Source organism: Aliivibrio salmonicida LFI1238, from assembly GCF_000196495.1.
GTDB classification, from domain to species: domain Bacteria; phylum Pseudomonadota; class Gammaproteobacteria; order Enterobacterales; family Vibrionaceae; genus Aliivibrio; species Aliivibrio salmonicida.
Genome location: NC_011313.1, coordinates 358,702 through 383,713, shown reverse-complemented (window position 1 = coordinate 383,713; position 25,012 = coordinate 358,702). Strand labels below are relative to the sequence as shown.

At 36.6% G+C, this 25,012-nt stretch carries 25 protein-coding genes; 7 read left to right on the top strand and 18 right to left on the bottom strand.

Annotated features, from left to right (window positions below):
• Positions 1-74 precede the first annotated feature (74 nt).
• Entirely contained in the window at positions 75-182 is a 108-nt protein-coding gene (locus tag VSAL_RS23970; protein ID WP_231850965.1) for a mannonate dehydratase, read from the top strand.
• 47 nt (positions 183-229) lie between these two features.
• Here VSAL_RS23970 and VSAL_RS23565 read toward each other — a convergent pair whose 3' ends face one another.
• Both VSAL_RS23565 and VSAL_RS17865 read right to left on the bottom strand, forming a co-directional pair.
• Positions 230-376 (bottom strand): hypothetical protein, encoded by a 147-nt coding sequence (locus VSAL_RS23565; RefSeq protein WP_158306892.1) that lies wholly within the window; start codon positions 374-376, stop codon positions 230-232.
• A 180-nt stretch (positions 377-556) separates the two neighbouring features.
• Positions 557-1,210, bottom strand: coding sequence for a tRNA (adenine(22)-N(1))-methyltransferase (locus tag VSAL_RS17865; RefSeq protein ID WP_012551696.1), 654 nt, complete (start codon positions 1,208-1,210; stop codon positions 557-559).
• A 103-nt stretch (positions 1,211-1,313) separates the two neighbouring features.
• On the opposite strand from VSAL_RS17865, the gene yidA reads away from it, so the two are divergent.
• The gene (yidA, locus tag VSAL_RS17860) at positions 1,314-2,123 is read left to right on the top strand and encodes a sugar-phosphatase (protein WP_012551695.1); all 810 of its coding nucleotides are present in this window, start codon (positions 1,314-1,316) and stop codon (positions 2,121-2,123) included.
• Positions 2,124-2,208: 85 nt separating this feature from the next.
• On the opposite strand, the gene VSAL_RS17855 is transcribed toward yidA, so the two are convergent.
• A complete protein-coding gene (locus tag VSAL_RS17855; RefSeq protein ID WP_012551694.1) occupies positions 2,209-3,492 on the bottom strand; it encodes an MFS transporter in 1,284 nt (427 codons plus the stop codon).
• Between the two features lie 40 nt (positions 3,493-3,532).
• Positions 3,533-4,270, bottom strand: a complete 738-nt coding sequence (locus tag VSAL_RS17850) for a glycerophosphodiester phosphodiesterase family protein (RefSeq protein ID WP_012551693.1) — start codon at positions 4,268-4,270, stop codon at positions 3,533-3,535.
• Positions 4,271-4,735: 465 nt separating this feature from the next.
• Here VSAL_RS17850 and VSAL_RS17845 point away from each other — a divergent pair, with 465 nt between their 5' ends.
• Positions 4,736-5,239, top strand: coding sequence for a DUF3332 domain-containing protein (locus VSAL_RS17845; RefSeq protein ID WP_044583550.1), 504 nt, complete (start codon positions 4,736-4,738; stop codon positions 5,237-5,239).
• A 12-nt stretch (positions 5,240-5,251) separates the two neighbouring features.
• Here the strand turns inward: VSAL_RS17845 and VSAL_RS17840 are convergent, their stop codons facing one another.
• The 6 genes from VSAL_RS17840 to VSAL_RS17815 all read right to left on the bottom strand — a co-directional run bounded on the left by VSAL_RS17840 (position 5,252) and on the right by VSAL_RS17815 (position 10,666).
• Positions 5,252-6,739, bottom strand: coding sequence for an IS66-like element ISVsa2 family transposase (locus VSAL_RS17840; protein WP_012551692.1), 1,488 nt, complete (start codon positions 6,737-6,739; stop codon positions 5,252-5,254).
• Between the two features lie 71 nt (positions 6,740-6,810).
• Positions 6,811-7,158: an IS66 family insertion sequence element accessory protein TnpB gene (gene tnpB, locus VSAL_RS17835; protein WP_012548924.1), complete on the bottom strand. Its 348-nt coding sequence runs from the start codon at positions 7,156-7,158 to the stop codon at positions 6,811-6,813.
• Positions 7,155-7,469: an IS66 family insertion sequence element accessory protein TnpA gene (gene tnpA / locus VSAL_RS17830; RefSeq protein ID WP_012548925.1), complete on the bottom strand. Its 315-nt coding sequence runs from the start codon at positions 7,467-7,469 to the stop codon at positions 7,155-7,157. Before tnpA ends, tnpB begins: the two co-directional genes overlap by 4 nt.
• A 77-nt stretch (positions 7,470-7,546) precedes the next feature.
• A complete protein-coding gene (locus VSAL_RS17825; protein WP_044583549.1) occupies positions 7,547-8,092 on the bottom strand; it encodes a hypothetical protein in 546 nt (181 codons plus the stop codon).
• 135 nt (positions 8,093-8,227) lie between these two features.
• Positions 8,228-9,214 (bottom strand): hypothetical protein, encoded by a 987-nt coding sequence (locus tag VSAL_RS17820; protein ID WP_231850964.1) that lies wholly within the window; start codon positions 9,212-9,214, stop codon positions 8,228-8,230.
• A 183-nt stretch (positions 9,215-9,397) separates the two neighbouring features.
• Entirely contained in the window at positions 9,398-10,666 is a 1,269-nt protein-coding gene (locus VSAL_RS17815; RefSeq protein WP_012551690.1) for a glycosyltransferase family protein, read from the bottom strand.
• A gap of 195 nt (positions 10,667-10,861) precedes the next feature.
• Here VSAL_RS17815 and VSAL_RS17810 point away from each other — a divergent pair, with 195 nt between their 5' ends.
• The 4 genes from VSAL_RS17810 to VSAL_RS17795 are packed head-to-tail and all read left to right on the top strand — an operon-like array spanning position 10,862 to position 14,012.
• The gene (locus tag VSAL_RS17810; RefSeq protein ID WP_012551689.1) at positions 10,862-12,109 is read left to right on the top strand and encodes a SpoIIE family protein phosphatase; all 1,248 of its coding nucleotides are present in this window, start codon (positions 10,862-10,864) and stop codon (positions 12,107-12,109) included.
• Positions 12,061-12,393 carry an STAS domain-containing protein gene (locus tag VSAL_RS17805; RefSeq protein ID WP_044583548.1) on the top strand — a complete coding sequence of 111 codons (333 nt, stop codon included), beginning with the start codon at positions 12,061-12,063 and terminating at the stop codon, positions 12,391-12,393. Before VSAL_RS17810 ends, VSAL_RS17805 begins: the two co-directional genes overlap by 49 nt.
• Before the next feature lie 13 nt (positions 12,394-12,406).
• Positions 12,407-13,552 carry a sugar phosphate nucleotidyltransferase gene (locus VSAL_RS17800; RefSeq protein WP_012551687.1) on the top strand — a complete coding sequence of 382 codons (1,146 nt, stop codon included), beginning with the start codon at positions 12,407-12,409 and terminating at the stop codon, positions 13,550-13,552.
• A 19-nt stretch (positions 13,553-13,571) separates the two neighbouring features.
• Complete coding sequence (locus tag VSAL_RS17795) at positions 13,572-14,012, top strand: ATP-binding protein (RefSeq protein ID WP_012551686.1); 441 nt, start codon at positions 13,572-13,574, stop codon at positions 14,010-14,012.
• 25 nt (positions 14,013-14,037) lie between these two features.
• Here VSAL_RS17795 and VSAL_RS17790 read toward each other — a convergent pair whose 3' ends face one another.
• The 8 genes from VSAL_RS17790 to VSAL_RS17755 form a co-directional block, all read right to left on the bottom strand.
• Positions 14,038-15,012: a hypothetical protein gene (locus VSAL_RS17790; protein ID WP_044583547.1), complete on the bottom strand. Its 975-nt coding sequence runs from the start codon at positions 15,010-15,012 to the stop codon at positions 14,038-14,040.
• Positions 15,009-16,451, bottom strand: coding sequence for a DUF3131 domain-containing protein (locus tag VSAL_RS17785; RefSeq protein ID WP_231850963.1), 1,443 nt, complete (start codon positions 16,449-16,451; stop codon positions 15,009-15,011). The genes VSAL_RS17790 and VSAL_RS17785 overlap by 4 nt, the downstream gene beginning before the upstream one ends.
• The gene (locus VSAL_RS17780; protein ID WP_012551683.1) at positions 16,412-17,815 is read right to left on the bottom strand and encodes a DUF3131 domain-containing protein; all 1,404 of its coding nucleotides are present in this window, start codon (positions 17,813-17,815) and stop codon (positions 16,412-16,414) included. Before VSAL_RS17780 ends, VSAL_RS17785 begins: the two co-directional genes overlap by 40 nt.
• Before the next feature lie 26 nt (positions 17,816-17,841).
• Positions 17,842-19,161 carry a DUF3131 domain-containing protein gene (locus tag VSAL_RS17775; RefSeq protein ID WP_012551682.1) on the bottom strand — a complete coding sequence of 440 codons (1,320 nt, stop codon included), beginning with the start codon at positions 19,159-19,161 and terminating at the stop codon, positions 17,842-17,844.
• Positions 19,151-21,013 (bottom strand): glycosyltransferase family 2 protein, encoded by a 1,863-nt coding sequence (locus VSAL_RS17770; protein WP_012551681.1) that lies wholly within the window; start codon positions 21,011-21,013, stop codon positions 19,151-19,153. The genes VSAL_RS17775 and VSAL_RS17770 overlap by 11 nt, the downstream gene beginning before the upstream one ends.
• A gap of 172 nt (positions 21,014-21,185) precedes the next feature.
• The gene (locus VSAL_RS17765) at positions 21,186-22,781 is read right to left on the bottom strand and encodes a putative bifunctional diguanylate cyclase/phosphodiesterase (RefSeq protein ID WP_012551680.1); all 1,596 of its coding nucleotides are present in this window, start codon (positions 22,779-22,781) and stop codon (positions 21,186-21,188) included.
• A 62-nt stretch (positions 22,782-22,843) separates the two neighbouring features.
• Positions 22,844-23,725: a sigma-70 family RNA polymerase sigma factor gene (locus VSAL_RS17760; RefSeq protein ID WP_012551679.1), complete on the bottom strand. Its 882-nt coding sequence runs from the start codon at positions 23,723-23,725 to the stop codon at positions 22,844-22,846.
• Positions 23,726-23,953: 228 nt separating this feature from the next.
• The gene (locus tag VSAL_RS17755) at positions 23,954-25,012 is read right to left on the bottom strand and encodes a hypothetical protein (protein WP_012551678.1); all 1,059 of its coding nucleotides are present in this window, start codon (positions 25,010-25,012) and stop codon (positions 23,954-23,956) included.

Here is a 25,012-nt window from a genome sequence, read left to right as displayed (position 1 = left end):
TTTTTGATAGCCGTTACTTCTACACGCTTAGTTGTGCATTGGTCATTATCCTAGTTTTTTCTAGATTAGTAGGAATGACATATCTATGGGAAGTGCTGCTTGAAGGTAATTATATCCGTACTGTGAAAAATTTAGCGGAAGAAGGTGTCGAGTTGTTAGGCTATTCATTAATGACAAACTAAATTACACTAGTTAAGCATCTTAAATTAACTAGTGTAATTTCACATTACTAACGAATAGACTCAAATTTCATAACAAAATATTTAAGCATTTTAATTAGCTCATCATTTTTAAGCGCTTTCGTTTCAAAAGCTAAATCAAAATCCTTTTGCATTGTTTTAAGTAATAACTTCTGTTTTAAATCAAAATTTTTCATTATGGTTCCTTAATTTTCTTAACTCTAAAATTATAAAATATTAGATGCTAAAAAGCACTGGCATAATAAATTGATCTAATTGAAGATATGCCTAAACCATAACCCTACGATATAGGTTTATCTCTTTGATAACCTTTCTCTTTACCTATCTATTTATCGAGTTTCTTAATAGTGCTCAATTTATGAAGTTAACAACAACTTGTATTGTTCACTAATTTTGTTTTTTTTATCTACGCTTACTTCCATTCGTTGGTAATGTGCGATTGTTTTATCTAAATATTCTCGATGATCTACATCGGTTGAATTCCACATTTCTGACCCCGTTTTAGATAACGGTTTTAGTGCACGATTAGATACATGCATTACTTCATAAAAACGCTTATTCTCTTTTACTAAGGTTTCTGAATTTAATCCAAAACCCATTGTTATAAGCTCTTCTCTCACTCGATAATTGTGCAATACCGGACAAAGAATAAATTCCAACTCTGCATTTTTATTACGTTGTTGAATAGAACGAACAAGTTCAATCAGTAACTCGCCTCCTACCCCAGCAATAATGATAAGATTTTTTTGATCATTGATGATTGATAGTTGGCTTACATCCATGCAATGCACCTGCCATCTAGATTGAATCTCAGCGGCATGCTTATCAAGCTCTGCCTCTAGGTTAATCATCAATTCATCTACAACATCAACAAAATGAATCACACTGTGTGGCAGAGATGATAATAGTGCAACACCAAGCTGACCATGGTCACAACAACAATCCCAAATATGATCATAGTGAACGGTCACTTTATTCTTGATGATATCTAAACGAGTACTTAGTTTCATAGGTCTTAATCGGTAGTAAAAATCAGCCACAGTATATAGTATTTTTTTCACAAAAATCAGGTAAGCTACCTTCAGGTAATTTAAACCAATATGGTGAAAAAGAATGTACAAATTAATTGCTCTTGATATGGATGGCACACTGTTAAATTCAGACAAACAAATCTCACCTGAAAACAAAGCAGCCATCGCTGCCGCTCGAGAACAAGGTGTTGTCGTTGTGCTTGCATCAGGGCGCCCTCTGAATGGCATGAAATCTCAACTTAAAGAATTGGGCATGACGAGTGACGAAGATTACGTTCTTAGCTATAACGCCTCTCTTGTTCAAAGAGTAAAAAGCGAAGAAATCATTCGTAGCCAAATCATCACAGGCAAAGACGCTAAAGTATTGGCTAAATTAGCCAAAGAATTAGGCGTTCACATTCATGCATTCTCTCAAGAAAAGGGACTTATCACTCCAGAATCAAGTTATTACACAGAGCACGAATCAACAATCACTGGCATGCCAATCACTGTAATTAATTTCGAAGCACTCGCTGATGATGAACAAATTCTAAAAGCCATGATGATTGATGATGCAGAGCTACTGTCTGTCGCAATAAAGCAATTACCAGAAGCTCTGTATAAACAATTTACGATTGTGCAAAGTGCGCCTTTCTTTCTAGAATTTTTAAACCCTAACAGCAACAAAGGCGTTGGCGTTAAAGCATTGGCCGATCATCTTGGTATTACCGCTGATGAAGTCATCTGCATGGGTGATGCCGGAAATGATTGGCACATGATAAAATACGCGGGTCTAGGTGTTGCTATGGCAAATGCGACTGACGATGTGAAAGAAATTGCAAATCACATAACGGTAAGTAATAACGAACATGGCGTCGCTAAAGTCATTGAAGAATTTGTATTAAACGCATGATTTTTTTAATAGTCGAATAAAAAAAGCCCCAAAACATTTACTGCTTTGGGGCTTTTTGTTATCTCGCATTTACACCAACAAAAACTTAAGCTTCTGATTCAATCAACTTACCTTCATTTTTTTTCTTCATTGAGATAAGAATTAACGAACAAATCATTCCTAATATTGCCACGGTTAAACCAATACCAAATATCATCTGATACGCTTGAATCGCAGGGTAAGTATCAATAATCCAACCATTTAATGCATACGCCCAGAATACAGACGCATAAGCTGCAAATGAACCCACACTCATTGCAGAGCCACTGTAATCTTTTGGTACACCCGCTTCAGCAACTGGCGCTAAGATGATGCCTTTAGCAAGGAAAATACTAAATGAGAAACACATTAAAAGAATCATATTAATCATCAACATACCTTCTGTTTTAGGTAAAGCAATCGTCACACCTAAACAAATAGCCGTTAATGCCAATGCAAAGAACATCATTTTAATTGAAGACTTAAAAACAAAATCCGCGATAGAACCCGCAACTAAACCAGCAATAACCCCCATTGCACCAGTATTAATAATACCGAAGATAGCCGCTTGTGCTGTTGATAAACCGAAGACCGCTTGCAGATAAGGAACCGTGTAAATAAGCGTAATATAAATCCAATACACCGTTAGAGAAGTCACTGCAGCTAGCCATACAGTTGGCATTTTTAATACATGAAGTAGGCCTTTTAACGCCTCTTTATTTTTACTTTCACCTTGTTTAATTTCCATGTGATTATCAGGTACAAATTTCCAAACACAGAAAATCATCGGTAGAATCAATAATGTATAGAAGACAATCGCACCTTGGAATACAAGAATAGAACCGCCAACAAGTGCCATAATACCAACAATAACGGCGTTCATGCTCATTTCAGCAGCACGACGTACAGACTCTAATAAGCCAAATGCCATGCCCTTATTTTTGTCGCCAGACATTAATGTCACACCATTCACAACAGAAGGCCAGAATGCCGCATCAACCAAGCCCCAAATACCAGCGATCACAACTAAAACACTGAACCCAGGTTCTAAGAAGATGATTGTCATCATACTAATAAATCGTATTGCCAAACTGGTCATTAAAATGGATTTTACAGAAAAACGGTTATTGACCCAACCAGCTGGGATATAGAAAAACATGGCAGAACCGATCAACGTAAATAATATCCCCATTTGGGTATTATCGATCTGCAACACATCGAGTAATAAATTGTAAAATGTTCCTTTAAAGGCTTCAAACGCAGAGTAAATAATTTGCCCTGACATGACCACAGAGAAAAAACCAAACAGTTGATTCCGACTTGTAAATCCAATTTTCTCAAACACATTCATACTTGTAATCCTTTCACGTTATTGTTTTTATTTATTATTTTTATGCTTTATATTTTGATGGGAACTTATGAGCAATATCCGTACATATTCCATCAACACCCCAATTAAATAATTCATTGGCACGTGCTAAATCATTCACTGTCCAAACATTCACTTTAATGCCTGATGCTTTAAATTTATTAACCATTTCACGCGTCAGTCCTTTTTCTTCTGGGTGAATATAATCGGCTTGGCACCATTCAATAATTGAATTCCAGTCATCCCATAAATTATGGCTTTCAAATAAACAGGCAACCTTACTTTCAGGGCTTTTACGTTTAAATTCAGACAACACAAGATGGTTAAAACTTGAAATGATTAACTCGCGTTCAGGATTTAATTCTTTTAATGCTGAGATCAAATTATCAATTAACAAATGACTTAATTTTGCACTTTCAGAGCATGATTTAATTTCAATATTTAAATTGAGTTCTTTTTCGTTCACTAATGCAATCAATTCTTGGATGGTAGGCAAACGCTCACCAATATAGTCATCACTAAACCAACTTCCAGCATCAATTGAAGATAAATCAGCGCTACTGATATCGTATAATCGACCACTTTTATCAGTACAACGATCTAATGTGTCATCATGAGAAATGATAACGGTACCGTCTTGCAGAATATCCACATCGCATTCAAACCATTGAACACCATGCTCTTTACATAGTGAAAAAGCCGATAGAGTATTCTCAGGAGCCAGAGAAGACATGCCACGATGTGCAATTAATGTTTTCATTGTAAACCTATTTTACGTGTTAGAAGATGAAGAGGATAATAACGCCTAGCCCATTTCATAAATGTGACAGAAACACATAAAATGAGCATTCGAGCGCTCGAATAGGAACTTATTTTCTTTTTTGCCTATGGGTTAACAATATTACTATCATTAGTCTCATTTCCCCCGAATTAAACCGCTGAAAAATCAAGCAATCCAATACATCTTAAGCTCTTACTTTATATAACCGTCAATAAAAAATAAATCACCGTTAACGCATTTAAATTATATAGGTACTTAATTTATATAAGTACATAGATATTAGGCTCAAAATCAATTTACGTACGAGTAATGAGCGATAATTCGACCCGAAAACATAAATCAATGAAATTTTAATTGGCACGAAATGGTAAGTATTATTTTTAGTGAACAGCATAATAACGCCAAGAAAACACATCACTGATTACTTACTTTTGGAAATAGATCATGAAGAAAACATTCATTAAAACAGCAGCTATTATTATTTTAGCAACAACACTAACCGGTTGTATTGGCAGCAATGCAGTGACAGAAAAAGTAATGAAGTTTAATGTTGAAGTTGTGGATAATCGCTACGCTAGAGCAGGTGTTAACTTGCTTCTTGCGCCTGTTTACGGCATTACTACCGCAGCTGATTATGTTGTATTTAACTCATTAGAATTTTGGACAGGAAAAAACCCAATATCTGGTAGTCCACACATATTTGATTCAAAGACAGACACCCATTTTAAAGTAAATGATGAGCTAGACCCATCATTACGTAGTGCTCCCATTGATCCATTAGTAAACCAGAGAACAATCTCTACCGGCGAAATGCAAAAAATTGATGACAATACAATTCAAATGGACATCACTTACAACACAGGAGAAACGGCGATTTTACGCGGAGTGCGTAATGGCGAAAAGGTTAGTTACTATATAGATGATGTACTTATTACTCAAACAACGTAAGCGTGCGGGGAACTACACCTTGTCTTTTACATTCCAAGGTAAAAGTGAATCGATATCTGGCGATCCAACACATAAACGATCTAGACAATACCTAATATAATCGTAAGGGATTAATCCGTTTGCCTTTGCTGTTTCTACAATGCTGTAAAGCATTGCACTTGAATCTGCACCAGCCGTTGAACCCGAAAATAACCAGTTTTTCCGGCCGATAACAAACGGTTTAACCGCTCGCTCTGCTCGATTGTTATCAATAGATAACAATCCATCATCAATATAACGAACTAATTTATCCCATTGATTTAATGTATAGCTAATCGCCTCACCTAATTTTGTTTTAGGTGATACTCGACTAACTGCGCTATCAAGCCAATCACGGAGCTCTTTAAGTAAATCGCGGGCTTCTGTCTGCCTAGCAACATACTTGGCTTCAGGGGAAGCCTCTTTTAATAACGATTCGATCCGGTATAGCTTTTGGATTTTACTCAATACCCAATCTGCACTCCCTGTTTTCCCTTTTACTTGAACACGTTGAGCCTCAATAAATCGTCGACGTGCGTGTGCCCAACAGCCAACTAAAATCGCTTCAGTTTGTTCATAACCTTGGTAACCATCGGTATGTAAATACCCGTTATAACCTTTTAAAAAGTTAACTGGATGGTAGCCATGCCTGCTAGATTGATAATCATAAAGTACAATTCCAGGCAAAACACCAGAGCCTGGAGAATCATAGCCAGAGCAGTAGACCCACATATAACATTTTGCTTTTTCAACATCCAACACATTTACCGTTGTTTCATCACAATGCAGAGTGGGTTGTTCAAGCAAAATACGATGTAACTCGTTATTAAGAGGGGTAAATAGTACCGAGCATTTTATTAACCAATCCGCCATCGTTCGCCGTCCAATAATGATACCCCATTGCTGAAATAACGTTTCTTGACGATAAAGTGGAAGACTGTATTGAAATTTAGCCGTAATAATTTGAGCAAGTAAACTTGCGGTCGCAATCCCTTTAGGGATTGGTGACGCTGGCATTGAGGCTTGTTTAATGTCTACTGAAGTATTGTTTTTTTCACAATTTCGGCAAGCATATTTAGGACGAACATGTTGAATAACTTCCACTTTAGCTGGTACAAATTCCAACTTTTCACTGATGTCTTTACCCATCGCATGCATCTCTAGACCGCAACACTTACAAGTTTTATCTTTTATGTCGTGGATAATAACAGTACGCGGTAAGTCTTCAGGTAAGCGTTGGCGTTTTGGCTTTTGACGAGTGTAGGTAATCGTTTGTGTGTCATCATTTTCAATGATGATTTCTTCTTCTGTTTCATTGAATAAATCAAATTGAGTCGAGTCAGATTCACTGCTTTTACCAAAGCGCTGATGTTGAGCCAGCCGAAATTGCTCTAGAAGACGGTTATATTTATTTTCAAGCTGAAGCACAAGTGCTTTCAGCTCGTCAATGGTATCAGGAAGTGGTTTTATTTTATCAATCATGTAGATGACTATATAACGATAATACAGGTAATCAATCGGTTGCCTCCTATTCTTGACTGAGAATCAACTATTTAAAGGGTTGTTTGATAATGTACCGGTTGATGTCCTAAGATATCAAAACCTTGTAATAGCAGTGTCAGTTGCTGCTCTGATAATGCTAACGTATCGTTATTTATATTTCGTGGCCATTTGAAGCGGTCTTCATCTAATCGCTTGTACCATAAAGCGAATCCTGTTTTATCCCAATACAATATTTTGAGTTTATCACGAGGCTTATTGCAAAATATAAATAGAGCATCACTAAACGGTGATAGTTGCATTTCTTGCTCAACAATCACGACAAGGCCATTAATGGCCTTGCGAAAATCGACAAAATCACGATGAAGATAAATGGTGGAAACATCAGTAAATACATTCATGATTGATACCCTTTTAATAAGAGTCCTATCCAGTGAGGTTCAGTATTAGCTGGCAATGTTAATCGCAATTTTCCGATAGAAAGTTGAATATCTGGTAATTGTGGAGTGGCGATGATAGTTGATGTTAACGCTTCTACTTTCAAGAAAGTAGAAGCGTTAATCTTTTGTTTCCATCGTGCTTTACGTGCACTAAATGTCTTTGGCAGAATATTATGGTTACGACAAAATTCAGCGGCACTAAGCTTGCTAGATTGCTGAGATTCAAATAGAGCGTGCCATTGCTCTGGTGTTCTCTTTTTATCTTTTTGCATAATTACGTTCTCGTTAAATGAAAGATCGTAAGATACGCATAATGAATTTTATTTGTTAGGTGTAGTTCCCCGCACGCTTACTTTGGATCTTTCAAAGTCACATTAATTATTTGATCACCAACCACTTCATCTGCCGTAAAACTAATATCAATATCTATGTTGCCATTCTCATCAACAGGGGCTTGAACGGTTTTAATCACATTACCATTTTGGTCGGTCAGTTCGACAATAACAGTCGTTAACACCGTATTTAGGGTGAATTTCGTTGTGATATTACCAACATCATCCACTAAATAATTACTTAAGCGTGCGCTATGAGTAACCTCTTCTGCAGGTATCTCACTTTCATTTGAGGTAAATTGATAAACAGATTGAGAGGTCCCCCAACTGTCATTATTTGAGTTATTTCCAGCGTTATCTGACTCTTCGATTACTGGCGTATGTTCCACATCTCCGAAAATAACATCGTGGCCTTCACCACCAGAAATAACATCACTGCCCTCTCCACCAGCAACATGATCATTACCTGCTAATCCCTCAACCTGATCGCTACCGGATTGAGCATTCACATTATCATCTTCTGATGTACCGGTAATGATATCGTTATATTTGGTTCCTTCCATGTAGACCTCTCTAATTATTAATAACAATTACATTAATTAGTAATGAAAAATGAGCAACCATTTAAGTAATGGTGTAATAATAGAATAGGAATAAACAAGAGGATATCCAAAGATAAATAATAAAAAATCGTACTATTAAAAAGTAAATGAATACGATAAAGAAATTGCACCATCAATAAATCGGCCAGTGCCTTCCGATTTATCTGATGAATTCCAACGGTTACCGGAATAATTATTATACTGGAGAGTGATGGTTCCTGGGTGCCAATCAAAATAACCAAATCCATAGGTGTAATCTGGATTCCACGGTTGTTGTTGATTTTTATCTAAATAATAAAAAGCAGTGCCATTAATATACCAATTACCAAAAATAGAATATTTACACCCGAGCGAAACGGTCTTATGCCCATTTAAATATTCAGAGGTATCTAAATTGAAGTACTCATGAGTATAATTAAAATCGACTTGGCAACCGATGCTGCCCTCTTCAGTAAACGTAAACCAATCAACCACAGGTTCAACTATCGGGAATTTCCAGCCTAAAGACCACGTCCCCTGATTGAAATTAGTCATGGATTCTCCCTCATCGGGACTGAATCTATTCCCCCCATAATTCGCGTAAACCAAACTTAATGTGTATGGACGCCAATCACTGTAACCAAATACGTAGGTAAAATCGGGATTCCATATTTGTTGTTGGTCTTGGTCGATATAATAATACGCCGTACCAGACACAAACCAACTGCCTAAGATGCTGTACTTTAAAGAGAGTGTTAACGTTTGATTGGTGTTGCTTGGGCCGGATGTCGCATCAGCGGGAATATTTGCTTCTGGTGTCTCAAGTAACGGGTAGTTGTAACCAATATTTCCACTTAGCCCGTGAAAAAAACCTTGCTCATCATCCCATTGTTCAATAGGAAAATAAAAGGAGCTTTGTACCCCATTCCAAATATGCTCGCCTTCAGAAGGTTTGTCATCAAGATCTTCTGTATTTTTTGGAGAGGTGATATTAGGAGATGTGGGGGCACTTTTATGCTTGGCACTATTAGACAAATATTCATTTGCTATTGACCATGATGAAAAACATACACAGGTAAATAAACCAATGATTTTTATCGCCATTTGTTTTACTTTACTGTTCATAAAAGCATAAATCCGTCCATAGATAAGCCACTCAAATTCTGAGTATTCTTTTATCCATAAATAAAAGAATCAAAGGGATAAAATAAACCTCCAATTTAAAAGGAGGCTTATTTTTTGTCTATCTCTATTAACTTAGGATGGAATCATTACAAAAACAAACACCTAAGCCATCGCGTGTTCTTTTTTCGATTTTGATTTCGCTTTATCAAACCATTGCTGTAACGCTTTTGGCGACATGACTTTAGGATCACCTAATTGGCTATCTTCTACGTTCATCAGTTCTGGTGGTAAAACATCGATAATTAACTCTAGATCTTTATACGATTTAACTTCTTTATCAAAAATAGCCGCCATTTCATTACTGTGCGTTGCATTTCTTGCTCTAACGGCTTTCACTAACCCATCGAGAAGAGTATACCAAGTGGTCATTGGGCCTTGTGTTATAGACGCAGATTCCTCCGCAGAATCAATAAACGCAAAAGGCACCGTAGTGATCGGTTTATTCTGCTCCATTGCAGCCAAAATCCAATCAGTATCAAAGGAAAAATCATACACCGTTGGTGCCTTAAGAATATCAACTAATGCACTGTGGCTATACAATTTAAACGCCGCTTGTGTATCTTTAATTCCTTGGCTGAAAATTTGGTTGCCGATCATTCTTTGCATATGACGCAATGTTTTGATCCCAACTCCCCAGCGCTCTTCTTGTTTAACAAGAATCGAATCTTTATGCTTTCTATTTCCAAGAATAACCTGAATATTTTGTTCCATATAAGGGTTAAGCAATAAACCTAAATGAACTGAATTATCGGCATCCGTATAGACCACGCAATCCATCCCATCATCCAATGCTTTCTGGCATCCAAGAATAATTGCCCCGCCTTTTTTCGAATCATCAACATGATGCAAATTATTTAATGGACCCGTCGTCGTTGGGATCGCATCAAATAATCGCATGACATTAATCTGTTCTCTTGATTCATCATCCTGGGCAATTCTGTGTGCAATGCCAAAACTATTATGAGGACAACCATCATCTACTGGGTATAATTTCCACAACACATTAGTGCCTTGAGTAATCCAATTCAATTGCTCAACTTTAGTCACCAATGAATTTTCACCGTGAGGATTTATTTGCGACTTTTTATTTAATCGATTATGTTCTCCCCACATTGCAAATACAATACCAACAGTTAACTGGGTTGATATTTTCATAATTAACCGACGAGATTCAACTAATTTAACAGCCAGTTTAAACATCAATGGTGGCGACTCTGTTTCTATAAATTCTTTATATTCTGAAATTGATATCATTGAAAATGAAAGTAATTTATCAGCCAATAACAATAATTCTTTTTGATCATTTTCACAGGTTAAATCAAATGAATCATTTGAATGAGAAATAATATTTAAAATAGTTTTTCTGTCCATAACGTTACCCTTTCCTTCTTCCGAATTGAATTACTATCGTAAAAATAATAGGAAAGACATATTAGAAAACCAGTAAATAAACACAAAATAAAAAATAAAAAATATCCCCTTGAATCTAAAAATTTATATCCTAAGCTAGGTAAAAGTATTCAATTACATACTAGTTATTTCAGGTTTTTAGGAAAAGGATTTTCAATGGAATACATTTTAGTAGTAGACGATGACCCGGTTAGTCTTCTTTTCATGTCATCTCTATTAAAACGTTGCGGATTCAATATTATCTCTGCCAAAAATGGCTTAGAGGCTATGTCTATTTTGGCAGAAAATCCACACATTCAATTTGTGCTAAGTGATTGGATAATGCCTGAAATGGATGGCATTGAATTATGTACTAAATTAAAAGAGATCGAGTTTGATCGTTACATTTTCTTTGTCCTTCTTTCTGGTAAAAACGACCAAAGATCCATCATTGATGGTATCAATGCGGGCGCGGATGATTTCATTGTTAAAGGGGCTGATGTAAAAGAATTAGAAGCACGAGTTAAAGCGGGATTCAGAACCTTAGAATTACATAATAAAATCACAGATAAAAATCAAGAGCTCGACTCAGCTTACGCCACAATACGTAAAGATCTTGATGCAGCAGGCGATCTCGTTCGTCAATTATTACCCACTCAAACCAATTTCACTGGGGTTGAGCTTAACTATATATCCATTCCAAGCGCTCAAATTGGCGGTGATATGTTGGGCTATATGCAACTTGACCCTGACCACCTTGCTTTCTACTTATTTGATGTGGCAGGCCATGGCGTTTCATCCGCTCTCATGTCATTTTCTGTTCAGCAAAGTTTATCTGTTATCGATGGGCCGTCGTCTATCGTTAAAGACGTAAATAATAAAATTATCCCACCAGAAGAAGTCATCGATAAATTAAACAAGCTCTACATTAGTGACGATAAAATTCAACTTTATTTCACCATAGTTTATGCCGTTCTTAATGTCAAAACTGGGGAAGTAAATTATTGCTCAGCAGGGCATCCCCCACTGGTTTGGTTACACCAAAAAACCGAACAAGCCGAACTGGTTGGACACGATAACTTTGTAGTAGGGGCGTTTGATTTTGTTGAATATCAATCTGCCAGCATACAGTTAGATCCTGGCGATAAAATATGGCTTTATTCTGACGGGATTACCGAAGCCGAAAAAGACAACATACAATTTTCTGAAGATGGGCTTAGAAAAACCATTATGGATATTCGCTCCCATCCCACTCATTTACAAACCGAACTGCTCGTTAATAGAGTAAGGACATGGCATGAATCTGATACGTTTGAAGATGATGTGAGTGTGCTTGCTGTAGGGTGGAAAGGCTATTCTAAACAAGAGGATGACTCATGCAATACGAAATTAACAACCAAGGTAAATGCACAATTCTTCAGGTAAACGAAGAACGCTTTGATGCGAAACTGGCGCCTCAATTTCGTAAAGAGGCGGAGGATTTATTAAGCCAATTTGGTGACCATCTTATTCTTGATCTCAGCAGTGTGCGGTTTATGGATAGCAGTGGCCTTGGTGCCATCATGGGAGTCTATAAACTATGCAGAGGAAAAACCGTAAGCGTTATTAATCTACAAAAACCAGTCGAAGACTTATTAAAGCTCACTCGTATGGATAGATTAATCCCAAATTATCCAACGCTTAAGGATGCAATGCTAACCTCAGCATAATAAAGGAGTCTATATGAAAGGCATGATTTTAGCCGCGGGTAAAGGCACAAGAGTAAAACCAATTACCCACACAATACCAAAACCAATGATTCCCATCTTGGGTAAACCGGTAATGGAATCCATGATTGAACTTTTTGCTAAACATAACATAAATAAAATAGTCATCAATACCAGTCATTTATCGGAAGTTATTGAAGGCTACTTTAGAGATGGTCACCATTTTAACACTCAACTTTCCTATTCTTACGAAGGGGAGATTATTAATGGTGAATTCAAAAGTAAAACATTAGGTTCTGCTGGTGGTATGCAAAAAATCCAACAATTCTCTGGTTTTTTTGATGATACTTTTATTGTGGTTTGCGGTGATGCCTGGATTGATTTGGATCTCACTAAAGCGGTTAAACATCATAAAGAAAAAGGGGGGATTGCAACGATCGTGACTAAAGCCGTACTTAACGAAGATATTCATAAATACGGTATCGTCGTCTCTGATCAGCATGGATTAATTACTCATTTCCAAGAAAAACCCACAGTAGAAGCTGCTTTATCAAATCAAGCCAATACTGGGATTTATATTTTCGAACCCGCTATCTTCGATTTTATCCCAGCAGAGGGAGAATATGATATTGGTAGTGAGTTATTCCCACAATTAGTGGCACGAAACATCCCTTTTTATGCCGTAACAATGGATTTTCAATGGCTAGACGTCGGTAATATTACGGATATTTGGGACGTCACTAATGACATACTCAATGGGAAAGTAAATGGCTATCCCATTCCAGGAACACAAATAAAATCAGGCATTTGGGTTGGTATTAATACAGTGATTGATTTCAAACACTGTAATATTACGCCACCCGTAGTGATCTCCAGTGGTTGCCATATTAAGCCAGGTGCAACAATTGAGGGACCAACCGTTATTAGTCCCAACTGTACCGTCGACTCTGAAGCAATAGTCCGTAATTCATTAATCTATGATTATATTCACATAAAAGACTTCATGTTATTAGATCAAAAAACTGTCTTTAATAATTACTGTATTGATAGGGAAGGAAACAGCACCTCTTACTCCGAAATGAGTAAGAAATGCATTTCAACCGTCATGAATGACACCTTATCGGATATGTCTGCTTTTACTAACGGCACAACCGAAAAATAGAACAAGGAGGAGAGGAACTGTGGAATCCATTTTTTCAAACACCTATTCGAGTTCAATTGAGGCATCTCGAATGGTGTCTAATGATATTAGACAGTATTGGGAAGCCCTAAATATTGAGGAAGACACCATGAATCAAGCTGAGTTATGCTTGGTTGAAATGGTAAACAACGCTTATGAGCACGCTTATCTTAATCAAGATGGGCCAGTTATTGAGATTAAGTCATACTTACAAACACCACGTATGTTATTAATGGAAATATCGGACTACGGGCAATCTCTCCCTCAAGAAGTACTCGTTGAGTCGACAGAGAAAAGTTTTGTCGTACCAGAAGAAAATAAGCCCGAAACATGGCTTACCTCAGGTCGTGGATTTATTATTGTAGAACAACTAATGGACACCATTGCCTATGAAAATAAAGACGGTAAGAATACCTTCTATCTAGGTAAACGCTTAAATTAATTTAAGCGTTTACCTCTGAACGAGCCTATTTAGGCTCTTCATCATTAACTACAGGGATAAAGGTTCTACGCTGTAATACTTCTACTGTATTTTCATCAACATTGCCGATATTCGCTTTATGAATGGGATTATACGTCACCTCTTCAACTGGCAATTTATTATCTTTATTATCTTTCTCTACGGTTCGGTAATCAAATTCTTCATCTGGGGTAATCACGACAATATCCGAGTTTTTACCACTAGAACGACTCATCTCAGAAGACGTAGATAAATCTTCCACTTCTATTATTTTAGCATCATCAAGCACGCTTTCTTCCCCTTCACTGGCTACAGGAATGATACTTTGCCCCCGAGAAAAAGAACCACCGAGTCCCGTTAGCTTTTTCTTCCCATCAGACGTTTTTATTGTACGTGTAGAGTTGTAATTTGGTGTGGCTATAGCACCACCGCCACCGTTTGAATAATCACCAGAAGAGTTTGATTTCAATCCTAACTTAGGCCCTTTAAAGGCAAAAACTCCGAGTTTATCTTCCCATATTTGTAATATTGTCAGTTCTTGTTGCCATTCATTATCTAATGATATACCAATATCTGAAGACGTCAGTTGAGTTGATAATTGAGTATTTATATTCTCGTAACGACGGTGGAGGTACTTCTGCATCTGTGACCATTCAGTTCCTCCCGTTAATAAATAACGAGTGCTATTGGACCAATATTCATAGGCCTTAACATCATTACGCTTACTCGCAGCGATAGCGGCCAATGCCTCAGATAGACCCGCGTATTGCCACATTCTTTGTGCTCCGAGCTTAGATTCCGAAGCCATAATTTTATTCGATAATTGATGCCAGTAATCCGCCGATTGCCTTTCTCTTGAGCTATTCGCTAATATCGTTCCTTTGCCATAAATTGACAATTCAATATCAACGACCTTTGCTGAAACTAAAGGTGAACCAATAGAAAGAATTATCACCAAAGAAATCAATTTATATTGCATCATCGGAACGTCTCCACTAAACAATGTCCAGGATGAGAGAAACGAGATTTAAACTGTACATCTCGATATTCTTTGCTTTTCTCAGGTTGGTATAACTTCCCTCTCGCCTTATAAAGTAGTGCTTCTAGTACGCCAGCATTGGTCTGAAGGGAGATGCTTTTTTCATAACGACTGTTTAACTCATAACGTCCTTCATACCAGCCACGATCAGGATCATACAATTCTTGAACAAGAACCATTAATCTATCGGTATAATCTGTACGCCATAGTGCCCACATCTGGAAAGCAACACGAGTCGAAACAAGTGCTAATTCATCATACGAGCTTCCGTCTTCAGACAAGGTAATCCAAGGGGTTCCTAGAGCGTAAATCGCATCATAAACAAAATAAGGTTCACCAGATACAATGTGTTCTCCTCTTGCGGTGTAAATACGTTCATGATCCCAACGAGCTTCTTGAATTCGATACATTGAATCCGCCATTGCAGACATTACTTCATTACTATGAGTTGCGTCACTAGAATCCATATCGACAATATCATCCCAATTAAATTCTAATCCTAAACGCAAATAAGGTGTGCTATACACAGGGCGAAGAATATCAAAAAGGCGAGGATCGCGTCCATCAAATAAGAAATCAATACCGTACATGTTTGCTACATTATAAGGATCCAATCTCATCGCCTTTTCTGGCACAATTTGCCAATCTAAATAACCATAAGACGTATATTCTTCAACGCCTAAACGCCCTTCTTTATAACGAGTAACATTGCCGTTATTAACCGTTCCACCAAACAACTCCCCCTCTTCATTAACGAGCTCACAGAAATTCCATTTCAATACCGCTTTATCAATATATTCAATAAATTGAGGGTTATATTGCTTAACGATAGCAAGAACAATCAATAACCGACCTACATCAATTGAGGACCAACCGATGTCATTAGGTTGATTACCATAATCAACCATTTGACCTGTTTGGGTGCTGTATACTTTATTCGGAATTTGTCCGATGCTTAAAGGCATTTCATTAAGAAACGTTAACACAAGAGAAAGGCGTTCATCGTGTTCTTTACTAGTGATGAATTCAAATTCACGCGCGGCGGTCAATGCTAATAAATAATCGGCAATACCTGACATATTGGTGGTTGGATAATTATCAATACTATTAACAAGACCGGTTTTTAACTGAGTATTATTTTCAACATAAACCCAAGCAAGGCGAGCCCATTCAAGCTCACCTTCAGTTAAATCGCCATACCTACCTTGTCGTATTGCCTGTGACTGATTAAGAGAACTCACTCCATCTTGAACGCCTTTATACAAAACGCCACAGGATGACAAAAGAAGGCTAATTAAGATCAGTACTGCACTTTTTAGCAATTCATCTTCCTTTATCAATACTACAGACGAGAAGGCTTCATTGGTTTTCTTGGTAGACATTGCCCTTCATAGCCAAACGGGGTTTCTAATGCTTTTTCCCATAAACTCGGTGCAACATTATCTTTATAAGTTAAGAGTTTTCCTTGTTCTTTATAAAGTAAAATCTCAAGAGTTATACCGTTATTATTTGATGTAAACGTATTAATCCGACCTGTACCATTTTCAAAAATACCTTCATAAAATCCTTTTTCTCGATCATATAAATTAGCAATATGATCAAACAATAAATCTGTATATGGCGTATTCCATAACACCCACATCCCCATCGCACCTTTTACGGCAACGGCGGAATATTGTGGTAAAAATTCCCCATTTTCAGAAATAGTATTCCAAGCAAATCCATCGGTATAAATCGTGTCATACACAAAGTATGGAGCACCTGCTAACTGATGCTCAGTACGAGCAGTGATAATACCCATTTGGTTATAACGCTCCTCTTGAACACGATAAATATTCAGAGCAAACTCCGCCATCCATCCGTTTGAGTAGCTAGTATCATGAGGGCTGTGGTCCGTTGTTAAATCCCATCCTAATTCAATCGCATCAAGTACATAACTTTCAGTAACAACATAGCTGTGTGCTTTCAATTTACGAGGATCACGCGTGTCATAAGGTACATCATAGCCAAATAAATTAATCGTCCCATACGGTTCAGGCATAGAGGCTTGAGAGGTATCAAAACCCCAAAGTTGGAACCCTTTCGCTGCGTATTCTTCGTACCCTAAACGACCTTCTTGAAGATATTGAACGGGTTTTCCTTTTTCAAGTAAAGCCCCAAACATAGTGCCATTTTCATCAACTACGTTACAGAAGTTCCATCGTAATACGACAGAGTCAATACTGGTCGCAAACTCTGGATACCGGTTTTTTAAAATATGAAGCCAAATAAGTAAACGCCCTAGATCTAAAGCTGAGTAACCAATTTCCCCCGGTTGATTACCGTAATCCACTTTTGCCGCATTTTGTGTATTGTAAGCTTTATTTGGCAGTTCCCCACGGAACAGATCTAGCGTGTTTAATGTCGTTAAGAATTTAATTAAACGGCGATCAAATTCTTCTTTCGTGATAATTCCCAGTTCATACGCACTGGTCATTCCCGCTAAATAGGACGCGGCATCCCACCAGGTGACTGACGGATAATTATTTACCGCATTCACTAGACCGGTCGATTCTTGGTAATTATTTTCAAAATATTTCCAAGCAATATTGGCCATGTCCATTTCTTTCTCTGTCAACTTACTTTGACGAGCTTTAGGTACTGTCCAGTGATCTTTCTTTTCTATGATATCTTCTGAGAATTGATCATATTTATTACCACATCCAACGATGAGTAAACTCAGTAATCCGATTGAGATATAACGCATAAAGGTTCTCCTTATCCCAATTATCGTTACTTCGCGCCAACACTAAGTAATGAACCATTTTCAATGTAAGCAAGAGACTCTAAAACAATGCCATTCGTGTTTGCTGTAATGGCTTTATTTATCTCTCCGCTTACTTCGTAACGGCCAGAATACCAACCTTTATTTTCTGAAAATAAATCTTGTGCTTCATGAATTAATAAATCAGTATAATCGGTTTGATATAAGGCATACCAACCAAATGCAGCCTTGGTTGATAAGGATTTAAATTCAGAAGCATCTTCACCCGTATCGGTAATTGCGTTCCATTCTTTCCCATCAGAGAAAACGGTGTTGTAGACAAAGTAAGGCGCTTGATCGAGGTTATCTTCACTTACCGCAGTAACAATTCCCGTTTCGTTATAGCGAGATTCTTGAGCTTGATAAACTCGATGTGCAAATACTTTCGAAACACTGTCCGCACCAAATTCTAAACTATCAAGAATATAAGATTCACTCACCACATAGTTATGTGCATGGTATTTTGCAGGATCACGAAGATCCGTAGGAACTTCAACACCACTAATGGTTTTAAACTCCAAATAGTCTATATATTTCATCGCATTAAATACATCCCGCCCCATCAATGACATCGATTTGGCCGCATATTCTTCGTATCCTATTCGCCCTTCTTGCACTAATTCAAACCCATCAAAAGAGGTTGAAAGACGGGAACCATATAAATAACCATCCTTAATCATGTCACCCACATGCCATGCATTAAGCACATTATTTACATGCTTATTAAATTGCGGATATTGCCAAGCAATAATATTAAAAGGAACAAGAATTCGACCAATATCAATGGCAGACCAACCAATTCCTTTTGGTGTAGGTTGATTCGTATAATCTACCATTTCAAGTGTCACTGTATTATAAGCTTTGTTCGGCAAGCGATTATCAACAAGAGGTAAGCGAGCTAATGTATGTAATACCTTTTCCATACGGATGGTAAAAACATCATCAGTAATCACATTCAATTTTTCAGCTGAAATTAACCCCATAATATATGAGGCAGTGTCCCACATTGTAGTGGATTCATATCCATCAACCGAATTCACTAATCCTGTATTTTCTTGATAATTATTCTCAAAATACTGCCATGCAGTACTTGCCCATTGATATTCTTCTTGAGTTAAAATACGGCTCGTTTTTAGTGGAATAACCTCTGTACTTTCAAATGTAATATTACCAAGTACTTGTGGTGCTTCACGTGTTTCAATCGTAAACGAGATAAATAACGCAGTCGCTAGCCCCAAAATAAATACAATATGGTGACGAGCATTAACAACAGATTTCTTAAATTCCATATTCTACTTCCTCTTTTCCTTGTTCTGATTCTTGTTGTTCGTCATCATTTGATTCTGGATTCCAAAACGCCGAAGCGATCATGCCCCACATTGCCATCATGTTATTAATGATCCAAAACGTATTCAGCACTAACCCACCCAATGAGTAACTTCCGTATGATCCGGTTGAAAATCCGGTCCATGCATAGATCAAGCTAAATAGGCTTAAGCCAAATACGCCCATTTGAGGAATAACTAATTTTAAAAAAGTACCCGTTTGTCTTTCTTTTGGTGTCGTTGGGAAACTGATTTTTTTACCACGTAATACCGTCCACAGTGCTTTGAAGTTAACAGGGAAGAAGGAAAGGAAATTCGTTTTTCCTTTATAACCAGCCACCCCCCATGTTCCGACCATCATTGCTAGTTCAGCGGTTAAAACAAACGGTAAGAAATGCATGTAGAAAGTAACGTCATAAGCACTTACTGGTGCGATACTGGTAAGAAAATAAACAATTGGACACAATAAGAAAATAATATTCCATACTGCTGATAAGTTAGACCAAAAACTCGCCCCATACATGATCTTCTGCTTGAGATTCATTCCTTTTCTAAACAAAGGATTGTCATTCATAAAGATATCAATAGACCCGCCAGAATATTTAAAACGCTGCACTGTCCATGTTTGTAAATCTTGAGGGGAAAGCATTTTACTTTCAACTTCAGGGTGCATGACTGATCGCCAATTACGTTCTGAATCCGAGTGTAAAACCAGAGAGGTATACAAATCTTCTGATACGTGAAATTTATACGGCGTAAACTCGGTATCAATGAAAATTTCTTGTTTTAAATTATCTGAAATATCTTTATCAACCGACTTCTCTTTCGTCATTTTTCTGATTTGAGTTTCTATCTCAGATTGTTCTTTAATTATTTGCTCACTGTAACTACGAAGTGCCGCTTCCATCACCGCTTCACGACGGTGAATAGAACCTGCACCACAACAAAACGAGGCATTTGCCCAATTTCTGCGGCGCTGTATTACGTCATAGAACATTTGAGGATCATTAACGAAAGGATCTTCACCCAAAGTAACAGGGCCATAAAACTTCTCAATACCCCGGCCTATTCTTCCAGAAAAAGAACCAAATTTTCGAGTTAAAAAGGTGGGTAAACGCTCACCTTCTGGAATATCAAAGAACCATTGCGGAGTTTGAACCCAAGCAACATCAGGATCTCTAAAGTAACCTAACGTATGCTCTAATATAGTTGAGAATGGTCTTGTATCTGCATCACAAATAACAACAAAATCACCGTACGTTTGTTCCATTGCGTTACGTAAGTTACCCGCTTTAAATCCCGTATTTCCTTCTCTAGTGATATAACCAATATTCATTTCTTTAGCGAGTGCCTTCATGGTTTCACGTTTGCCATCATCAAGAATGAAAATATTAATATCAATGTCATGCGGATAAGTTACTTTCTGAGCATCTAAAATACTCAGTTTTACCAGATCAGGTTCTTCATCGTACGACGGAAAAAATACATCGACACTGATTGATCTATCTTCTTCTGTATCTAATACACACTCTTTAATTTTATGCGGCGGTTCTTTTTTTGGTTCATCTTTTGTTTTCCATAAATTGAAGGTAAACAATAGCGAACCAATAAATGCACAAGACTCCGCAAAAGCAAGAGGAAGAGAAAACCACAATGCATCATAGTTAAGAGCAAAACTCCAACGCCACCACAAATACCAAATACCAAGCGTAAGATTACACGTCGCTAAATACTGATACAGTAACTCCCTAGAGTGACTATGAGGTACGGGTTCTGGTGGTTTTCGATGTTCGAATTTATTGAAATAAAAATCCATTTAATCACTCCAAATCTGATCTACTGACATTAATGTGATGAGCTCTCTAATTCCTTTCCTTAAAGTAACTTAGGATAAAAACGGATAAAAACGTAATAATAATTTCCCTTTATTTTAATCACTAAAAATAGAGACGCACTTCATAGAGATAATAATTAAAAACGGATATCGGTTAAGCAATAGAAGACAACTTTTCTTTCTCCATTTGCTTTAATGACCAATGAATCATTGTCGTCAAATCTTGTGGCTTATGAATGAAGTATCCCTGAATATAATCACAACCCAACTCTCTCAATTCATTAAATAATGATTGGTCTTCCACCCCTTCCGCCACCACATTGCACCCTAAACTGTGGGCAAGGTATATCGTAGAGGCTACGATCGCGTAATCACTATTACCAATAGACATATTACGTATAAATGATTGGTCTATTTTTATCTGATTAAAGGTTAAAATCCTCAAAAGTGACAAAGAAGAGAACCCAGTACCAAAATCATCAATACTGATGTAAAAACCAAGTTCTGAAAATTTTGATAGCATCAGATAGGCCGCATCAATATCTGACATCAACGCGCTCTCTGTTACCTCCAAAACAACATCAGAAGGCTCGATGATTCTATTAATAAGCAAATCAGAAAGTTGGATATACAGGTCATTGTCATGAAGATCTAACGTGGATATATTGATATGAACTTGATGATGAATATTTTCCATTTTAAAACGTTGGATATCGCGGGCAACCTGCCTTACGACCCACTCAGTAATTCCTTTAATAAAATTATTGTTTTCAGCGACTAAAATGAATTGATCTGGAGGGATCATGGTACCGTCTTTCTGAGGCCAACGAATGAGGGCTTCATAACCATGAATAGTCTTATCAATACTATTTACAATAGGTTGATAGTAAAGTTCAAACTCAGAATTAGGGACGGCGTATACTAACTTATCCAAAATTCTTAACTCTTCATTTATCGATTTTGCGTATTGGTAACTATAAAAATCAAAAACTAACCCTAGTTTTTTTGCCTTATAGCAAGCAATATCGACTCGCTTTAGCATCTCCTCACTGCTCTTAATTTCATCAGTATACACAGCACACCCAATCACCGGTTGTAACAGAAAATTCCTATCTCCCATTAAAATCGGTGATATCAATTGCTTATGTATTTTATTCGCTACTTTCTCTATCAGTATTTTATCGGTTGAGTAGCTAATAATTACGATCTCATTATCTTCGTAATACAAATCAATGTGCTTATTTTTCAATTCTCTTTTAATCATAAGTACGGAATAAGACAATACCTTCTTAAATACCTTATAAGAAGATACATCTATCAATTTCCGATAATTTACTACTTTAATTTTAGTGATACTAAAGGGGATCTTTAATGCTATTTTCTTATCAATGAGTTTTTGATAGATATCTTTTTTATTATGTAAGCTTTTTCTATGTTCAATGTTAATCTTCTCAATAAGAGTAAACTGGTTAATAAATCGATACATAAACCATAAAACAAAAAATAACATTTGTATTGATACGGTTGAAAACACCAAAATTATATTATCTAAACTATCAGCAATTTCATGAGAAAAAACATATTCCTCAAGATAAACAAATGAAACAAAATAAGAACAGAAAACACCTGCAAAAACGGTTCTTATTAATCCATTTTTAATTACCTCAATTTTATAAATAAAATACGCCGAGCATAACAAAGCCATCACATTAATTATTGTGAATAGTATAAATAGAACATCAATATCCATACAACACTGTCCCAAGGTCGAATACCGTAATAACAAAGGTGTTAAATCATGACTTTAAATAGCTAATTTAAAGCAATTTCTAAATTTAACTTATTTTTTTTAAATATAGTATTAAGCTTAGTGAGTGTTTCTGTTTGTATCTGTCTAACTCTTTCTTTAGATAATTGAAGATCTTGGCCTAGTTCCTCTAAGGTTTTTACATCAGTACCAAACAAACCATAACGATTGATGATTATTTGCTTTTCTCTGCATTGAAGCAAATTTAACCATGATGATAGGTTACTTTCTAAATTAGACTTTGATAAGGATTGAGCCGGCTCTTGTTCATGATCATCGGCACACAATTCAATTAAATTCGATGACATATCATCACTAGAAGCAGAATGACAGGTTGATGAACTAGGAACTAAACCTAAGATTTTATTAACTTTTTTATAGTCTTTATTACAGTGGACGGATATTTCACTGATGGAAGGTTCTTTTTTAAGTGTTCTAGACAGATCTCTTGCCGCTCTTAAGTACACATTAAGTTCTTTTGTTATATGAACAGGTAGGCGAACCGTACGTGAATGATTAAATAAGGCGCTTTCAATGGATTCTTTTATCCACCATACCGCGTAAGTAGAAAATCGGTAGCCTAATTCAGGGTCAAATTTATTCACGGCTTTCATTAAACCAAGATTTCCCTCTTCAATAATATCTAAAGGGGCAAGTTCTCTTTGATTACGATGACGATATTTATTGGCAATTTTAACAACAAGCCTTAGATTAGACTCAATTAACACATTTCTTGATTTTAAATCTCCAGATAAATAGTTACGACTATGTTCCAATTCCTCACTTGCAGTTAGAAGCTTATATTTATTTATTTCTTTCAAATATAATGAGTAAGCATCAATGCTGTTTCTTGGTTCTTCCTTTTTTGAACATTCTATATTCAACATAACATATCCTTATACCTAGCAACTTGCATTTATAATCCGTTATATCTTTAACGGTATAAATAATAATGGCACAGGAAATGACAGCATGCAATATCGTAAGTAGTAATATACATAAACAGCAAAAAGAACGTGAACTTAGTCACAATATTAAACCCAATAAAATCACTAATGAGACGTCAATATATTGACAAATTAATACAACCTCTTTTTATATTTACACTTAACAAATCAAAAAATGAAATTAATAATTACAGTACTGATGCTTGAACTATTACTTCCTTCATACTTTGTAAATTGACCAGTATTTTGTTCTGAATTTTTAGTTAATTCCATTATTTGCCACTCAGCATTAATTGATACTTTTGTTGTTAGGTCATAACGTATCCCTGATGTCACACTGTAATTTTCTTTCCATCGATGACTTTCTGAATAAATAACATAAGGTGTAAATTTATTTAAGGTATAGGCTAAACTGGCATACCAATTTGTCTGCATGTCATTCGTTTGAATTTCAGCCATTGCATGCCACGCATTTAATGAATATTCAGCACCCAAACTGTACAAAACCATATTTTGATCTGCTTCTTTAGCGAGGCTTGTCTCTTTCATTTTGACGTTATAATCATAATTGGATGCCATTACATTCGAATGGATTCGATAGTTAAATCCAATTATATCCATATAAATCCCTTTCACGTCATTCGTCGTAAAATGATAAACACGATCACCTGAACTAATTTTATTGCTGTCATGAACACCATAATAAGGAGAAACAGCTAAAATGACGTCATCGGATACTTGATGGTTCCATGTCACACTCATACCATTAAATGAAGTCACCCCTAATACGCTGTTATACACTTCTTGTGGCGCTCTTGCCCACGTATACGCCTGAGCAACATAATAATATTCAGAAACAAGAAATAGAGGTAAGCGTAAACGTCCAATTTTTGTTTCAATATCAGAATACGTATAACTCGCATAAAGCCACTCTACTTCAGGATCTGACCACTCATCTTGTGGTCTTTTCACCACTTGTAATGACGTAGTAAAGTCATCCGTAACAACATAATCAAGCTGCAAACCAAAGGTAGTATCAGAATCAAAACAAACGTCATCCGTTATTTCTCGATGAATAAAAACAGGCGTTTCGCTGCTTCCTTTAGTCGCAGAGGTCGATCCAAACCCTCGTAATGTTACATCATCACTGAGCTCAATGGCTGCTTCTACATTCGTTAATAGCAATGTAAAAATGAAGCAACCATAAGCCAAAAACCTTTTAAACAT

Bases quoted from the DNA above. Each gene is read 5' to 3' on its own strand.
- VSAL_RS17810 (WP_012551689.1), top strand. From the start codon at position 10,862: ATGGAATACATTTTAGTAGTAGACGATGACCCGGTTAGTCTTCTTTTC.
- VSAL_RS17800 (WP_012551687.1), top strand. From the start codon at position 12,407: ATGAAAGGCATGATTTTAGCCGCGGGTAAAGGCACAAGAGTAAAACCA.
- VSAL_RS17755 (WP_012551678.1), bottom strand. From the start codon at position 25,012: ATGTTTAAAAGGTTTTTGGCTTATGGTTGCTTCATTTTTACATTGCTA.
- yidA (WP_012551695.1), top strand. From the start codon at position 1,314: ATGTACAAATTAATTGCTCTTGATATGGATGGCACACTGTTAAATTCA.
- VSAL_RS17805 (WP_044583548.1), top strand. From the start codon at position 12,061: ATGCAATACGAAATTAACAACCAAGGTAAATGCACAATTCTTCAGGTA.
- VSAL_RS17855 (WP_012551694.1), bottom strand. From the start codon at position 3,492: ATGAATGTGTTTGAGAAAATTGGATTTACAAGTCGGAATCAACTGTTT.
- tnpB (WP_012548924.1), bottom strand. From the start codon at position 7,158: ATGAATGTATTTACTGATGTTTCCACCATTTATCTTCATCGTGATTTT.
- VSAL_RS17780 (WP_012551683.1), bottom strand. From the start codon at position 17,815: ATGCGTTATATCTCAATCGGATTACTGAGTTTACTCATCGTTGGATGT.
- tnpA (WP_012548925.1), bottom strand. From the start codon at position 7,469: ATGCAAAAAGATAAAAAGAGAACACCAGAGCAATGGCACGCTCTATTT.
- VSAL_RS23565 (WP_158306892.1), bottom strand. From the start codon at position 376: ATGAAAAATTTTGATTTAAAACAGAAGTTATTACTTAAAACAATGCAA.
- VSAL_RS17790 (WP_044583547.1), bottom strand. From the start codon at position 15,012: ATGATGCAATATAAATTGATTTCTTTGGTGATAATTCTTTCTATTGGT.
- VSAL_RS17765 (WP_012551680.1), bottom strand. From the start codon at position 22,781: ATGGATATTGATGTTCTATTTATACTATTCACAATAATTAATGTGATG.
- VSAL_RS17865 (WP_012551696.1), bottom strand. From the start codon at position 1,210: ATGAAACTAAGTACTCGTTTAGATATCATCAAGAATAAAGTGACCGTT.
- VSAL_RS17770 (WP_012551681.1), bottom strand. From the start codon at position 21,013: ATGGATTTTTATTTCAATAAATTCGAACATCGAAAACCACCAGAACCC.
- VSAL_RS17775 (WP_012551682.1), bottom strand. From the start codon at position 19,161: ATGGAATTTAAGAAATCTGTTGTTAATGCTCGTCACCATATTGTATTT.
- VSAL_RS17825 (WP_044583549.1), bottom strand. From the start codon at position 8,092: ATGGAAGGAACCAAATATAACGATATCATTACCGGTACATCAGAAGAT.
- VSAL_RS17785 (WP_231850963.1), bottom strand. From the start codon at position 16,451: ATGTCTACCAAGAAAACCAATGAAGCCTTCTCGTCTGTAGTATTGATA.
- VSAL_RS17845 (WP_044583550.1), top strand. From the start codon at position 4,736: ATGAAGAAAACATTCATTAAAACAGCAGCTATTATTATTTTAGCAACA.
- VSAL_RS17760 (WP_012551679.1), bottom strand. From the start codon at position 23,725: ATGTTGAATATAGAATGTTCAAAAAAGGAAGAACCAAGAAACAGCATT.
- VSAL_RS17840 (WP_012551692.1), bottom strand. From the start codon at position 6,739: ATGATTGATAAAATAAAACCACTTCCTGATACCATTGACGAGCTGAAA.
- VSAL_RS17850 (WP_012551693.1), bottom strand. From the start codon at position 4,270: ATGAAAACATTAATTGCACATCGTGGCATGTCTTCTCTGGCTCCTGAG.
- VSAL_RS17815 (WP_012551690.1), bottom strand. From the start codon at position 10,666: ATGGACAGAAAAACTATTTTAAATATTATTTCTCATTCAAATGATTCA.
- VSAL_RS17820 (WP_231850964.1), bottom strand. From the start codon at position 9,214: ATGGCGATAAAAATCATTGGTTTATTTACCTGTGTATGTTTTTCATCA.
- VSAL_RS23970 (WP_231850965.1), top strand. From the start codon at position 75: ATGACATATCTATGGGAAGTGCTGCTTGAAGGTAATTATATCCGTACT.